Origin of the sequence: Aliivibrio sp. S2TY2, from assembly GCF_028765525.1 — a bacterium.
Taxonomy (GTDB): Bacteria; Pseudomonadota; Gammaproteobacteria; order Enterobacterales; family Vibrionaceae; genus Aliivibrio; species Aliivibrio finisterrensis_A.
Genome location: NZ_JARACS010000002.1, coordinates 1 through 15730, shown reverse-complemented (window position 1 = coordinate 15730; position 15730 = coordinate 1). Strand labels below are relative to the sequence as shown.

The window sequence follows — 15730 nt, the reverse complement described above, 5'->3', positions numbered from 1 at the left end:
CTACACTCGGCGTTGTCAGTTTGTCTTTAGTTTCAGTGATTAAGGCGTTAAAATTCAGCTAGGTCTGCATCGTAGCAAACGTGTTATGCAGGCGTTACACGAACTCTAAGATCGCAGTTTTTTGGCTCAGTTCAGCGATTGAGCCGTTAGTTTTTTAGGCGAGAAAGTAGGGTGGATTTCCTTTTTCTTTGTTGCCTTTTAGTTTTCATTTCATCAGGTTCGGCAATTGACCATTATTGCCAAAAGTTCATGGATTTCAGAAACCAATTCACGCTTCAATTGTTCATGGTTTTGCCTCATTTCAGTTTGCATCAGTGTTTTGCTCGTAGCATTTTCAATCCCAATTGTGGCGAGTATATTTGGTTTATTAGCTCAAAACTGGCTGAAACCAAATCGTACAAATGGTGCAAGAAAAAGGGATTGTTTCATCTCGCAGTTTTTGCCGTTGAAATGATATTTTGCTCGCTTAATTGAGCCAGTCTAATTAAACTCAGTTTACAGTAAATCTTGGTAAATCAATTCTTTACCAATTAAATCGAAGCGTTGACAAAGATCGTGTAACAAATGCATCAACACGATTTGCTACACTCGGCGTTGTCAGTTTGCCTTTAGTTTCAGTGATTAAGACAGTAAAATTCAGCTAAGTCTGCATAGTAGCAAACGTGTTATGCAGGCGTTACACGAACTCTAAGATCGCAGTTTTTTGGCTCAGTTCAGCGATTGAGCCGTTAGTTTTTTAGGCGTGAAAGTAGGGTGGATTTCCTTTTTCTTTGTTGCCTTTTAGCTTTCATTTCATCAGGTTCGGCAATTGAACATTATTGTCAAAAGTTCATGGGTTTCAGAAACTAATTCACGCTTCAATTGTTCGTGGTTTTGCCTCATTTTATCCTGCATTAGTGTTTTCTTCTCAGCATTATCAATCCCAATTGTGGCGAGGATATTTGGTTTATCAGCTCAGAAATTGCTGAAACCAATTTGTACAAATGGTGTAAGAAAAAGGGATTGTTTCGTTTCACAGTTATTGCCGTTGAAGTGATTTTTTGCTCGCTTAATTGAGCCAGCCTAATTAAACTCCGTTTACAGCAAATCTTGGTAAATCAATTCTTTACCAATTAAAGTGAAGCGTTGACAAAGATCGTGTAACAAATGCATCAACACGATTTGCTACACTCGGCGTTGTCAGTTTGCCTTTAGTTTCAGTGATTAAGGCGGTAAAATTCAGCTAGCTCTGTATGGTAGCAAACGTGTTATGCAGGCGTTATGTACTTGGCGTAAATTAAGGATTTTTAGATAATGGATAGTATTTTGGGCTCAAACGGGTTTACTACGTCAGAAATAATTGCATTTGGGAGTTTACTTGTCCCATTGTTTGCATTTGCGTTTTCATCATTTCGCTATGTAAATGTGAAGCGAAGTGAGCAAGCACAGCAACGTTTTGAAAATTATCATGACCTGATTCATAAATTAGTAAGGGCGGGTTCTGATGGTATTGGTATGGATTCTCAAAAAGCAATAATTTTTGAGCTTAGGAATTACCGTGAATATAAGTCGGTAACTATACGTATTCTGGAAGGGCTAAAAGTGTCATGGTCGAAGCATTCAGCATTAGTCGAAGAAATTGAACTTACTTTAGCTAATCTAAACCGCATGAAGCCTTTTCATTTATTAACTTAAGTGCGTACATAACAAATGCATCAACACGATTTGCTACACTCGGCGTTGTCAGTTTGCCTTTAGTTTTAGTGATTAAGGCAGTAAAATTCAGTTAAGTCTGTATCGTAGCAAACGTGTTATGCAGGCGTTAGGCGAATTAAGGGGGGAAGGACATGCAATTTAGGTTAGTTTCTGCTTTTGCTATATTTATAGGCTCATATTTACCTTTAGCGTTGATATTGGCTATACAAGACATTCCATTTTCATGGTGGGGTCAATCATTCTGTTCATTAGAAAATATAACAACAGATTGTAAGTTTAATCCGTTCAATAACGCATTGCTCTCTGTCACATTTATTACTATAACATTGTTATCAGTATGGTTATCTAATGCATCATTAGATAAAATTTCGTACCCTTTTACGGTGACGGTTAAGTCATCAAAAGGAATACCAAATGACATTATAAATTATGTATTTCCATATGTAGTTTCATTCATGGGTATAAGTTACGATTCTCCAGAAAAACTATTAGGTTTTTCAGTTTTTTTAATTTGGATGTTTGCTATAACGTATAAATCAGGACAGATAATCATGAATCCACTTTTACTCATGTTTGGGTGGAAGCTATACGAAGCAAGTATTGATTTTAATGGGCAACCAAGAGATATAAGAATTTTAATGAAGGGTGATTTATCTCCTGGTAGTTATAATGTTCAAAAAATTCAGGAATTCTATATTGGACAAGTGCATGATGACAGTTGATTTTAAAGAGCTTAAAGCATTTGATTTCTCAAATGCAAAACCGTATTTGTGGATTTTTAAGGACAGCACAAGTCCTAAAAAATTCAGGGCGAAGTATGTACAAACAGATGACTCATTAAATGGTGAATTGCTATCTTTTGTTAAAAGAGAAACTGTGAGAATAACAGAACATTCAGCTTATACTTATATTTCTCAAACGAATGAGAATAGTTGTTTAACTATTGAGTTTAATAAAACTGATTTTTCTTTATTAAAGCAATTTATTGATGAGCCAGAATCTGAGCATGCGATAAAAGGTATTGAAGATTTAATAGGTGCTAAAGGTTATGTAGTTAAGTTCATAAAAGACGATAAAATAGTGTATGCGGTTAAACGATCAACAACCACATGGAAAACTTCCTACCCAAAGAAATTTGTTAATGCTATTTTTAAAAACGGTGAATTAACAGGAGTTGAGAATAACTCATTCTCCATAGAGAAAAACTTTGACTTTTATGTCATGAATGATACGGCCTTTATTGCAAATAAAAAAGGCTTTGAGTCAGCAATGAAATACAAAGAAGAATTTGTTAAAGCTTTTGATACTTTACAAAGTAATCCCGGTTTTAGCAGCTTATTTTCTGATTTAGACCCGATAGTTACCTATGTTGGACAAAATTCTATTCAATTACGAAGAATGGCTGTAATAGAAGAAAAAGGTATTTATAAGAAGCCTAATTTTATTCCCAACCTCCAAAAGGTAAATACAATTAGAAAGTGGGGTTTGAATTTTGAGCAACATAAAATAATACCTTGTGATAAGACTGTAAAAATCATTCTACAAGTTTTATTAGATCATCGACTAATTAGTGAAATTACTGACACTATTTATGATGTTCCTGATGCCGTGCAGGTATAATTCGCCTAACAAATGCATCAACACGATTTACTACACTCGGCATCTCAGGTTGTCGGGTGTTTCTCGTTTTAAGGCGTCAATATTAAGTATAATTGCATAGTAGTAAACGTGTTATGCAGGCGTTATGTGCTTAGATTTTATTCTGTGAGTTATTAGGTGAGTAATATGTCAGAAATGTATACAAAACATGCAATTAAGTATGCGGAAGTCGTGAAAGATAATATATACAATGCCTTATTTGAGCGCCCTTCAACGATAGCTTTGCTGGATGATGTTGAGGGTAAAGACGTTATTGATATGGGGTGTGGCCCAGGGGCTTACGCTGAGTGGTTTATACAGCAATCAGTAAACCAATTAACCTGTACAGATCTATCCGATGAAATGGTTTCTTTGGTTAAAGGTAAATATGGTTCAAAAGTTCGAGCATATGTTCAGGACATAGCTGCCGGATTACCTTTGGAGAAAAATGACAGTGCAGACATTATAGTTTGTCCATTGGTGCTGCATTATATTGAAGATTTAACGACAGTATTTAAGTCTGTACATCGGGTGTTGAAAACTGGTGGCTATATGGTTTTTTCTACTCATCATCCATTTGCCGATTTTGAGTGCTCTCAGTCAGGTAACTATTTTAATAGGGAGCGCGTTGAAGAAGAGTGGGATACGATTGGTGTTCCAGTTAAAGTAAACTTCTATCGTCGTTCATTAACTGAAATTACAGATGCAATTACTTCGTCAGGTTTAATGATCTCAAGGATCAGCGAAGGCTGCGTTGATGAAAGGGCAAAAGAACTGTCCGAAACGACATATAATTACCTTAAAAATAACCCAAATTTTATATTTATCAAGTGTGAAAAGGTACGCACATAACAAATGCATCAACACGATTTGCTACACTCGGCGTTGTCAGTTTGCCTTTAGTTTTGGTGATTAAGGCGTTAAAATTCAGTTAGATCTGTATCGTAGCAAACGTGTTATGCAGGCGTTAGAGCTCATCGGTATAATTTACTTTGTGACTTCGTTTGAAATATCATATTGTTCTTGTTCCATATTTCATTAAATCACTTACTATATGCAAGGTTAAATTTACAATCGGAGAAATATTATATGGCAAGATGCACTGCACCAGTAAATGGTCATCGTTCTGCAAGTGCTAGAGCTAACTGCCCAGCGTGCAGCAGTCGCGGTGGTTACAGTTCTTATTCATCGTATCCGTCTTCATACTCTTCTTATGGAGGAAGTAGCAGTAGTTCAAGTAGCTCACGTTCGAGTAGTCCTAGACCAAGTTGGTCGAGCGCAGGATCTTCTGTTGTTTACACTTCAGCAGAAATAAGAACTCTTACACCAGTTCGAAAAAATGTAGAGAGACGAGCTTCTAAACCAGATCTTCGTGATGTTTTCCTGTGCCATGCTTGGGATGATCGTAAAGGGGTAGCTAAGGATCTTCATGATTTACTTGAAGGTAAAGGTGTTTCAGTTTGGTTTAGTGAAAAAGATGTCTTACTTGGCTCGAATTTAATGCGGGAAATTGATAAAGGGTTGGCAAAATCAAGAATTGGTATCGTTATGGTAACGCCATCGTTTTTGAAACGTATTGAAGGAGAGGGTGTTGCAGATAAAGAGCTTTCAGCGCTTCTGTCTACCGACCTATTGGTACCAATTGTTCATGATACCACATATGAAGATCTCCGTGATGTAAGCCCATTACTTGGTTCTCGAAGTGGTTTAGATACCGCTGAGGATGCATTAGATAATGTTGCAGCTAAACTCGCAGAATTAGTAGCGCTCTAACAATCGCATCAACACGATTTACTACACTCGGCATCTCAGGTTGTCGGGTGTTTCTCGTTTTAAGGCGTCAATATTAAGTATAATTGCATAGTAGCAAACGTGTTATGCAGGCGTTATACGAACTCTGAGAATGCAGTTTTTTGGTTCAGTTCAGCGATTGAACCATTAGTTTTTTAGGTGTGAAAGTAGGATGGTTTATCTTTTTCTTTGTTGTCTTTTAGCTTTCATTTCATCAGGTTCGGCATTGAACTATTATTGCCCCAAATTCAGGCGTTTCAGAAACTAATTTACGCTTCAATTGTTCTTTGGTTATGCCTCATTTTAGCCAGCATCAGTGTTTTCCTCTCAGCATTTTCAATCCCAATTGTGGTTAGGATATTTGGTTTATTAGCTCAGAAGTTGCTGAAACCAAGTCGTGCAAATGGTGTAAGAAAAAGGGATTGTTTCGTTTCACAGTTATTGTCGTTGGTTGGATATTTTGCTCGCTTAATTGAGCCAGTCTAATTAAACTCAGTTTACAGCAAATCTTGGTAAATCAGTTCTTTACCAAGTTAATTGGAGCGAAAGAAAGGCTCGTATAACAAAGCAATCAACACGATGCTATTTACACTCGGCATTCGCGGTTTAGAGTATAATTGGTTTTGTTAGTCGGTCTTTCGCACGTGTTATTGCGGCGTTATGTGCTTATCGATATTTGAAATTAAGATACAGTTCTCATATTACCTTATTGATTTATGTACAATAATTAATGTAGTTAATTCAAATTGTCATTTCTTACTAAGGATTGGAGAATATGAATAGTTGGATAAATAAACAATATAATCGGTGGGCAATCACTCGAAGAAAAGGTCGCTTACATTATGTGGTTAAGCATACGTTAATAGCTGCTGGAGCGGTATTGCTCGGTTCTTTTTTAGGTTTTATGCTGTTTGATAAGATCCGTAATTGGAGCGAGTTTTCAATTGATTTTAGTATTGCAGCGGTAGCTTTCCTTGTTTTTGGTTTAGTCATTAATCACATTATTTGGATTGTTGCAGAAATCTTTTACGAAAAAGAATTTGCCAAGAGAGAGCGCACATAACAATTGCATCAACACGATTTACTACACTCGGCATCTCAGGTTGTCGGGTGTTTCTCGTTTTAAGGCATCAATTTTGAGTATAATTGCTTAGTAGTAAACGTGTTATGCAGGCGTTACACGAACTAAAGATAGCAGTTTTTTGGCTCAGTTCGGCGATAGAACCATTCGATTTTTAGATGTGAAAGTCGGGTGGTTTCTCTTCTTCTTTGTTGCCTTTTAGTTTTTATTTCATCAGGTTCGGCAATTAACTATTGTCGGTCTAAGTTCATGCGTTTCAGAGACATTTTTACGCTTCAATTGTTCTTTGGTTATGCCTCATTTTATCTTGCATCCGTGTTTTCCTCGCAACATTATCAATCCTAATTGTGGTTAGGATATTTGGTTTATAAGCTAAAAAATTGTTGAAGCCAAATCGTACAAATGGTGCTAGAAAAGGATTGCTTCGTTTCGCAGTTTTTGTGGTTGAACAGTTCTTTTGTTCGCTAAATTAGCTTTTGTAATTTAGAATTGGTTCTAAATATTATTGGTAAATCAGTTCTTTACCAATTAAAGCGAAGCGTTGACAAAGATCGTGTAACAAAGCAATCAACACGATGCTAGTTACAATCGGCGTTTGTGGTTTGAAGTATAATTGGTTTGGAAAGTCAGTCGTTCGCACGTGTTATTGCGGCGTTAGGCACAAGTTCGGAGATAAAAATATGACAATTAATTCTATACGGTTTGACTTATCTAATTGGTTAATACACTTTTTTCGGGATATTGATTTTGAAAGTGATAATTCAGTCCCATATGTCGAACATATGGGATGGGGAAATGTAACGGAAGATACGCATTACTCTGCACTATTCATGCTTCGGTGCGCTATTAGGTCTGGACGATTATGGGCTACGTGGTCTTATAGGAATGGCGCTAGGACAATATATGGGCCAGATCCTGCTGTTTGTTTTACCGAAATGCCAATAGCTGCATTTATTGAATCTGGTGAAGCTCGTCACCAACGAGGAGAGGCAATGAGTCCCTTTGCCCTTATCTTCCCTAAAAATGATATGTTTATTGCGGGAGCTAACCCTGTCATATACGGATTAGATGACAAAAATTATTGGCTCCCTTCTGGGCAAGGAGGAAGAGCAAGAATTATTGATTCCAATGTATTACCTGAAAGGGAACAATATAGGTATGTTACTTATAATCCAACGGCGAGAGTACCAATTGACTGGAGCCATGAGAGAGAGTGGCGATGGCCATACCGTGCTGATTACAGCATGGTGGAAGAAGAAATTAAAGAGTATGGATTAATCGAAGAGATAATGGATATACCTGGTTTGGATTTTTATCAAGAGCGCATAAGTGATATTGGTGTAGTTGTTCGTAATGAAGAACAGGGAAAGAGGATTGCGCATGATATTTTAGTTCTGGTTGATAGGGGGGATATAGCTAAAAATACTTTTGGTTTTATTCTTATTTCCGATGAGTTGCCAAATGGTGAAAGGTTTGTTTATCCGGAAGATACACAAAATGCAATAAGCGCTTCACTAATTGATTTGACTCCATTCTTCTCTCATAACAAAAATGAGTTACATTTATTAGTTGAAGAGTTTTCTACTTTGGTTATGCAAGTTGAAAGTGAAAGCTCTCCACCTGAGGATGGTACGTATGGTGGTTGTTGGTTATGGGTGCTTGATAACACTTCACTGTTGGTTAGAGCGTTAATTGAAGAACATCGCATTATAGTCACAGAGTCTGGAAAATATCTGGTGAATCTTTTTGAGTTTAGTGATTCTCGTAGTCTTGAACAAAGAGAAGAAATGACCCGGAAACTAGCTCGATTGGTCAAAAATAAATATGGAGTCGAGTGTGGATATTTTTCCGTTGACAATTCTGATGACCCAAATGAACTGCCATTTTACAATAGTGACCACTTAGATAATAATTTGCATTATAACGTTTCTTGGGAGTACTAGGGTCGAAAAGTGCCTAACAATTGCATCAACACGATTTGCTACACTCGGCGTTGTCGGTTTGCCTTTAGTTTCAGTGATTAAGGCAGTAAAATTTAGCTAAGTCTGTATCGTAGCAAACGTGTTATGCAGGCGTTATACGGCAAAAAGAAAAAAGTAGCAGTTCACATTAAAAAGATCTAAAATTAGCACTTAATTTAATACTATTTTGGTGGCGTTATGAGACAAGTTCTAGCTGATTGTTCAGCAAGTATTTCAGAGTTAAAGAAAAATCCTACAGCTCTTTTGAACGAAGCTGATGGCTCTGCTATAGCTATTTTAAATCACAATAAACCAGCGGCTTACCTAGTACCTGCTGAAACTTACGAATTTCTAATGGATATGTTAGATGATTACGAGCTTTCTAAGCTTGTTGAAAGCCGCAGACTTGATTTATCAGACGCTGTGGAAGTAAATATCGATGACTTATAAATTAAAATTCCTACCAGCAGCACAAAAAGAGTGGAGTAAATTAGCTCCACCGATCAAAAGCCAGTTTAAAAAGAAGCTAATTGAGCGTCTTGAAAATCCTCATGTGCCGGCATCAAAGTTACGTGGTTATGATTCTGTCTATAAAATTAAATTACGCACAGCAGGCTATCGTTTAGCTTATGAGGTTATTGATGACGAAATTGTTGTCTATGTTTTAGCTATTGGAAAACGAGATAAAGATGCAGTTTACAAGAAGTTAGCCTCACGCTTTGGGTAGCCGTATAACAAATGCATCAACACGATTTGCTACACTCGGCGTTGTCAGTTTGCCTTTAGTTTCAGTGATTAAGGCGTTAAAATTCAGTTAGGTCTGTATCGTAGCAAACGTGTTATGCAGGCGTTAGGCGCTTTATTGTTTTTGATAGTAATTAAATTATTGGAGGATTTATGATTGATGTGATTAATGAACATCTGAGAACTAAAGTTGTCGAGAAAAATGAAGAAGTATTGAAGAAAAGTGGGATAACTTTACCAGACCGAGGAATTTATTTAGAGGAAATAAACCCAGAATTTAGGTTTTCTACAAAACAACGTCATTATCTTGGAGATATTTCATTACAATTAGAAACAGTTATAAAAAAAGCAAAAATACTTCACAATAATATGATTTCTGATGGGTATAGTACAGTTGGTTTGTGCTCTTGGGAAATAGATCACACTGTTGAGTATTATCATTTATTAGATTCTTTTAGTAAGTTATTACCAAAACTAGATAAATTAGCAAGGAAAAAGGTTAGAAATACTAATGTTAACCAAGCGATATGTGACTTCTATATGACCATTACATATCCGCTAATTAATGCTATTAATGATAATACTGACACCTGTCAACGAAATATGTTTAGAGATGCCTATATAAAGTTTGTATTGTCGTCACTTGATGAAAATAAGAAAGGTAAAAGAGAAGCTATTGAAGTCTATGATATTATAGATGTTTTTGATATACAGCAAGTTATTAATGGTAGTTGTAAAGTATTTGATTATTTATCTGAAAAACCAAGTTTTCTTGATGACAATGAAAGAATAAATATGATTGATGATATTTTTGTTATGAGAGAATATTTATTCAAGGGTTGGAACTATAATAAACATAGAATTGATTTAGATGGTTTTGTTATGGAAATAGATTTAGCAACATCAATCCCACAACTATCAATTTATCCAGAATATTTGAACTTAACTGAGTATAGCTGTTTTGATTACATTAAAATTGAACCGTGCACCCATACTATGAGTTTTGGTTTTAATCAGTTTTTATTTTCAAATATTCAAGCGGATTTTTTATTGAAAAAATGTCATGATTATTTGTTATCTATATTCATGAGTTTTAATATAGATTTTTCTCAAGATAAAAATGATATAGCTTATAAAAATGTTGAACCAGATTATCTTTTCTGTATATCTGAGGAGTTATCTGAGTTAGATGTAAACAATGAAGATATTAAAAAAAATCTTAGATTATTATCTAAGATAAAATATTCTAATTTCAAAAAGTACATGCAGAATAATTATAATTGTAACTTTTCTAATGGAAAGGGTAGTGAAATAAAAATACAGTTAAAAAATAGTCCTATTTATACTATTGGGCATCATAAAAAAGACTTTATGCTATCACCACTAAAGGTTAAATTTATACTGAAAAGATTAGGTATATCTCTTAATGATTTTCTTGAACATTCAACTCTAACTTAAGGTGCGCCTAACAAATGCATCAACACGATTTGCTACATTCGGCATTCTAGGTTTCTTTTGGTTTACCGTATTAAGTGGTAAATTTAGGCTTAATCTGCATGGTAGCAAACGTGTTATGCAGGCGTTATACGAACTCCGAGAATGCAGTTTTTTGGTTCAGTTCAGCGATTGAACCATTAGCTTTTTAGGTGTGAAAGTAGGGTGGTTTTCCTTTTTCTTTGCTGCCTTTTGGTGTTCGTTTCATCAGGTTCGGCATTGAACTATTATTGCCCCAAATTCAGGCGTTTCAGCAGCTAATTTACGCTTCAATTGTTCTTTGGTTATGCCTCATTTTAGTCTACATCAGTGTTTTATTCTCAGTATTTCAATCCCAATTGTGGTTAGGATATTTGGTTTATTAGCTCAAAACTTGCTGAAACCAAGTCGTACAAATAGTGTAAGAAAAAGGGATTGTTTCATTTCACAGTTATTGGCGGTGATTGGATATTTTGCTCGCTTAATTGAGCCAGTCTAATTAAACTCAATCTACAGCAAATCTCGGTAAATCAGTTCTTTACCAAGTTTATCGGAGCGAAAGCAAGGCTCGTATAACAAAGCAATCAACACGATGCTATTTACACTCGGCATTCGCGGTTTAGAGTATAATTGGTTTTGTAAGTCAGTCTTTCGCACGTGTTATTGCGGCGTTATACGAACTCTGAGAATGCAGTTTTTTGGTTCAGTTTAGCGATTGAACCATTAGCTTTTTAGGTGTGAAAGTAGGGTGGTTTTCCTTTTTCTTTGTTGCCTTTTGGTGTTCGTTTCATCAGGTTCGGCATTGAACTATTATTACCCCAAATTCAGGCGTTTCAGCGGCTAATTTACGCTTCAATTGTTCTTTGGTTATGCCTCATTTTAACTTGCATCAGTGTTTTCCTCTCAGCATTTTCAATCCCAATTGTGGTTAGGATATTTTGTTTATCAGTTCCAAACTTGTTGAAAGCAATTCGTACAAATGGTGTAAGAAAAAGGGATTGTTTCGTTTCACAGTTATTGCTGTTGATTGGATATTTTGCTCGCTTAATTGAGTCAGTCTAATTAAACTTAGTTTACAGTAAATCTTGGTAAATCAGTTCTTTACCAAGTTTATCGGAGCGAAAGCAAGGCTCGTATAACAAAGCAATCAACACGATGCTATTTACACTCGGCATTCGCGGTTTAGAGTATAATTGGTTTTGTAAGTCGGTCTTTCGCACGTGTTATTGCGGCGTTATGCGGTTAATCGAAATTAAGGAAACCTAATGAAAAGTAAGAATATTGGTGAATTGGTTTTAAGTCAGCAACAAATCCGAGATGGAGTTCGTATTGTTGCCAAAAAATTGAATGATAAATTTCAAGATGCAGTGATTGTCAGCGTTGTTCCTGGTGGAATGTTATTTACAGCAGATTTGGTTCGAGAGCTAACTTTTGACATTTGTATGGATTATATTTCGTGCCCTCACACACCAGGTGACAGCAATAATAATTCTGACATTGTCTACCATCAGAACATTAATATTGAAGGTAAAGATGTTATTGTTATTGACGATGCGATTGAGTCAGGTGGTACTATGAAACGTTTAATTGAGCATCTTTCAAATAATTACAAAACCAATTCACTATCTATAGCTACATTATTTGTTAAGCCTAGTCGTGTGAATATTCCTGTACCTCAATATTTTGCTTATGAAATGGAAAATGATGACTTACTTGTGGGTTATGGTTTGCCATGGAAAGACAAATTGAGAAACGTACCTTACGTATCCAAATTAGTGAAATAATAAGGCCACCGCATAACAAATGCATCAACACGATTTACTACACTCGGCGTTGTCAGTTTGCCTTTAGTTTCAGTGATTAAGGCGGTAAAATTCAACTAAGCCTGTATCGTAGCAAACGTGTTATGCAGGCGTTATGCATCTATGCTATTGAAATTTGGTTAATTAGTCTCCATATGTCTAATATACATAATATTAGAAGGAATTTATTAATGGATTTTAACTCGATTCTTCCAGGTGACTTTTTAGTCACAGATTTCAATTTTGGCCCGTTTCCATATCAGCATTGGTCGTTAGTTTCAGATAAAAAATGTTCAAATGGTTACTATATGCTTATCTCTGCTTCAGAGAGAACAAAAACTGTTCAAGAGGAATCTGTTGAAATAGTTACTCAAGGTGGAAATACTTATAAAGCAAATATAATCCCAAACATTTCCGTTGAAGAAATTATTTTAAATGCTAGGGAACAAATAGGGGTTTGGAAATATTCAGTAACGGATAGAAATTGCCAACATTTCGTTAATTTTGTATCTGGCTTGGGGCTTACTTCTGAGCAAGTAAAAGTTGGGATGGCCGCAGGAATTGTTGGCGGGCTTGCGACAACATTTTTATCAGAAAAACCAACATGGTATAAAATTCTTGGCGTGGCTGTTGCGTGTGCAGGTATAGGTGTAGCTGGTTCAAAAGCTACTGCCAAGAAAGAAGATGCATAACAAATGCATCAACACGATTTGCTACATTCGGCATTCTAGATTTCTTTGAGTTCACCGTGTTAAGTGGTAAATTTAAGCTTAATCTGCATGATAGCAAACGTGTTATGCAGGCGTTATACGCAATTTTATATTCAGGTTATCATTAATTGATCTAGGCTACAGTTTGCTATACTTTTAAGTGGTAATTTAATCAAAGAATTGGTCTGTATATATGAGGATAATATGGGCGGAAAATCAAGTATTACGTATGCAATTTTTAATAGTCAGTGGAGGTATGGTACGAATGAAATTTTATTAAAAGTTGGCTCATCTGATGTGACTCCTGAAGATTATAAACAGTTTATGCAAGGATCTATTTATTGCCCTAAGTGCTTTACTCCTTTATCGAGATCACCAAGCAAAAAAAATATAAATAAAAAAAATCAAAAAGCACATTACAAACACTTACCAAGTTTCAAACATATACCGTGTCCCTATCATACAATCAAAAAATAAGGCTTAAATTACCTTAATGATGAATTGACTAGTGAAACTGAAGAAGATCTACAATTTAAAACAGTAAAATCATGGGCTGAAGTTCCGCCAGAAAAGTTAATGGATAGCAACAAACAAATTACTTATGATGGCGTAAATCATGACCCAGAAGGGGATATAAGTGAGGTTCCTTTACCTCGTTATATGGGTAACAAAGTTCAAAAAGGTTCCAATATCGAAACTGTGCAATTTATATGTTGGAATATAGATAAGTTGTTAAATGTTGGTTTCACATTCCCCAATATGTCTGTAACTTTACCATTAAAAGATCTTTTGTATTATACAAAATTAATTAAAAGAAACATTAGTAATAACCCAAAATTATTTTATGGCAAGATGTTATCTTTTCATAGACAAGCCTTGAGTAATAGAACAAAAATTGAATGTAATAATGGCAAGAGTTTATATTTGTATACAAATAAAGAATGGGATGAGCGAAAAGGTTTTAACGAAACTTGCCTTGGAAAATTCATTATGTTCTATGGTGCTGTTGAATGGGGTGAAGATAAGAAGCCATTTATAATGCTTAATGAATGGGGAACATATGCATCAATATCTAATAAATATAGACCAATAATTGGGGAACTAATTAAGAAATTATGATTATTGCGTATAACAAATGCATCAACACGATTTGCTACATTCGGCATTCTAGATTTCTTTGGGTTTACCGTGTTTAGTGGTAAATTTAGGCTTAATCTGCATGGTAGCAAACGTGTTATGCAGGCGTTATATGTTTATCAGCGAAATTAGGAGTCATTGTGCAAGTAAGATATCGTTCGGACTATTCAAATCATGTTCATCAACTGGTTGTTACAGTCTCTAAGCATTTCTATGTAACGAAGGAAGGTAAATTTAAACGCCAATCTGCTCCGTTTAAAGCTGTTATTGATAAGCCATTAAGTTACACAAAAACACATGTTGTCCATTATATGATTACTGATCATTACAGTGGTCTATTTTACTCGGAAGTTACGACCAGCGATGATTTGTTCCCGATAGAAGCTTTTTTGGAAAGAGCGTGGGGGCTTAAGTCAGGTCATCCTATGCAAGGGGAGCCGGATTTACTTGTGGTTCCTAAATCTGTGTTTAGTGCATTTCCAAGTTTAAGTACTTGGCTTCAGCAAAAACCAATAGAATTGGTGCAAGCAACAAGTGGTTTTCAAGCTGGAATTCGTAGTATCAGAACGTGGGAAGAGGTTCTTAGAATGGGAGGATCTTCCCCTTATCAGACAGGTTTTCCGCCAGATTTCACGGAGGTTCAGGCTAATTCTTTTGACAGTTGCGTGTTCCAAACACGTAAAAACTTCACTAAGTGGATTGAAGGATTAAACATATAACAAATGCATCAACACGATTTGCTACACTCGGCGTTATCAGTTTGCCTTTAGTTTCAGTGATTAAGGCGTTAAAATTCAGCTAGGTCTGCATGGTAGCAAACGTGTTATGCAGGCGTTATGCGCAGTTGGAAAAGGTAAGATGAAAAAAGTTAAAATTAAAGTGTGTTCTTTGGGGGCTTTACCTAGAGAGTTTGATAAAGATATATTGGTAAAAATCAAATCTAAGGTATTTGATATTGTCCCTGAGATTCATTCCTACAATTTAAGGGTTGAATCAGATCTTTATGAATGGGCTTATAGTGATGAAATTCTTAGTACTCAGATACCATCAAGTGATGATAGCGATATTTTGATAGTCTTAACGTCAATACCACTTGAAGAGAATTACTACAGCCGTCGCTTACAAGATAATGTAGTTGTTTTTACATTTTATGAAATAAGTAATTACTTGAAGCTTGATAATATTCCACTCGAAAATGTAATAAAACGATTGTTTTATTCATACTCATTGGTTTATTTACGTAATAATAAAAAAATGCCAATGGCATATGAATTATCTAATTTTACTCATGATGATACTCGTGGTTGTATTTATGATATGAATGGCGTGAAAGATGATATTACGTCTTCATGTCATAAACCGATCGTTTGTGAAGAATGTTGTGAGCGTATGCGTAATGAGAAAATTTCATCTGAAACCTTGGAAGCAGTTAAGAGTGAATTGACAAAAATCACAAAGAATCGTTTTTATGTGATTGCAGATCTCATTAAGCAATATCCAATAGCATCATTGATTTTGTCATCTTTGTGGGCTGTTGTTTTAGGCGTTACAAGTTCGTTAATAGCAAATGCGGTAAGCGGCGCATAACAAATGCATCAACACGATTTGCTACACTCGGCGTTGTCGGTTTGCCTTTAGTTTCAGTGATTAAGGCAGTAAAATTCAGGTAAGTCTGTATCGTAGCAAACGTGTTATGCA

16 protein-coding genes are annotated in these 15730 nt (G+C 35.6%); all 16 read left to right on the top strand.

What is annotated here, in order from left to right; all coding sequences use genetic code 11:
• Positions 1-1293 precede the first annotated feature (1293 nt).
• The 16 genes from PVK63_RS03945 to PVK63_RS03870 all read left to right on the top strand — a co-directional run bounded on the left by PVK63_RS03945 (position 1294) and on the right by PVK63_RS03870 (position 15619).
• Positions 1294-1674, top strand: a complete 381-nt coding sequence (locus tag PVK63_RS03945) for a hypothetical protein (RefSeq protein WP_130088316.1) — start codon at positions 1294-1296, stop codon at positions 1672-1674.
• A gap of 152 nt (positions 1675-1826) precedes the next feature.
• Positions 1827-2417 (top strand): hypothetical protein, encoded by a 591-nt coding sequence (locus PVK63_RS03940; protein ID WP_130088317.1) that lies wholly within the window; start codon positions 1827-1829, stop codon positions 2415-2417.
• A complete protein-coding gene (locus tag PVK63_RS03935; protein ID WP_207215699.1) occupies positions 2404-3315 on the top strand; it encodes a DUF4868 domain-containing protein in 912 nt (303 codons plus the stop codon). Before PVK63_RS03940 ends, PVK63_RS03935 begins: the two co-directional genes overlap by 14 nt.
• Before the next feature lie 165 nt (positions 3316-3480).
• Complete coding sequence (locus PVK63_RS03930; protein ID WP_130088318.1) at positions 3481-4185, top strand: class I SAM-dependent methyltransferase; 705 nt, start codon at positions 3481-3483, stop codon at positions 4183-4185.
• A gap of 237 nt (positions 4186-4422) precedes the next feature.
• Positions 4423-5106: a toll/interleukin-1 receptor domain-containing protein gene (locus PVK63_RS03925; protein ID WP_130088319.1), complete on the top strand. Its 684-nt coding sequence runs from the start codon at positions 4423-4425 to the stop codon at positions 5104-5106.
• Between the two features lie 793 nt (positions 5107-5899).
• Complete coding sequence (locus PVK63_RS03920; protein ID WP_130088320.1) at positions 5900-6187, top strand: hypothetical protein; 288 nt, start codon at positions 5900-5902, stop codon at positions 6185-6187.
• A gap of 698 nt (positions 6188-6885) precedes the next feature.
• Complete coding sequence (locus PVK63_RS03915) at positions 6886-8148, top strand: DUF4427 domain-containing protein (RefSeq protein WP_165371252.1); 1263 nt, start codon at positions 6886-6888, stop codon at positions 8146-8148.
• 216 nt (positions 8149-8364) lie between these two features.
• Positions 8365-8616 carry a type II toxin-antitoxin system Phd/YefM family antitoxin gene (locus tag PVK63_RS03910; protein ID WP_017020027.1) on the top strand — a complete coding sequence of 84 codons (252 nt, stop codon included), beginning with the start codon at positions 8365-8367 and terminating at the stop codon, positions 8614-8616.
• Positions 8606-8893 (top strand): type II toxin-antitoxin system RelE family toxin, encoded by a 288-nt coding sequence (locus PVK63_RS03905; RefSeq protein WP_017020028.1) that lies wholly within the window; start codon positions 8606-8608, stop codon positions 8891-8893. Before PVK63_RS03910 ends, PVK63_RS03905 begins: the two co-directional genes overlap by 11 nt.
• A gap of 170 nt (positions 8894-9063) precedes the next feature.
• A complete protein-coding gene (locus PVK63_RS03900) occupies positions 9064-10368 on the top strand; it encodes a hypothetical protein (RefSeq protein WP_130088322.1) in 1305 nt (434 codons plus the stop codon).
• 1280 nt (positions 10369-11648) lie between these two features.
• Entirely contained in the window at positions 11649-12167 is a 519-nt protein-coding gene (locus PVK63_RS03895) for a phosphoribosyltransferase (protein WP_130088446.1), read from the top strand.
• Between the two features lie 209 nt (positions 12168-12376).
• A complete protein-coding gene (locus PVK63_RS03890; protein ID WP_165371256.1) occupies positions 12377-12877 on the top strand; it encodes a lecithin retinol acyltransferase family protein in 501 nt (166 codons plus the stop codon).
• Between the two features lie 222 nt (positions 12878-13099).
• Positions 13100-13372: a hypothetical protein gene (locus tag PVK63_RS03885; protein ID WP_274439860.1), complete on the top strand. Its 273-nt coding sequence runs from the start codon at positions 13100-13102 to the stop codon at positions 13370-13372.
• A 24-nt stretch (positions 13373-13396) separates the two neighbouring features.
• Positions 13397-14014, top strand: a complete 618-nt coding sequence (locus PVK63_RS03880; protein ID WP_274439859.1) for a hypothetical protein — start codon at positions 13397-13399, stop codon at positions 14012-14014.
• 158 nt (positions 14015-14172) lie between these two features.
• Positions 14173-14751, top strand: a complete 579-nt coding sequence (locus tag PVK63_RS03875) for a hypothetical protein (RefSeq protein WP_130088422.1) — start codon at positions 14173-14175, stop codon at positions 14749-14751.
• A gap of 139 nt (positions 14752-14890) precedes the next feature.
• Positions 14891-15619, top strand: a complete 729-nt coding sequence (locus PVK63_RS03870; RefSeq protein WP_130088421.1) for a hypothetical protein — start codon at positions 14891-14893, stop codon at positions 15617-15619.
• The last annotated feature ends 111 nt before the right edge of the window (positions 15620-15730 follow it).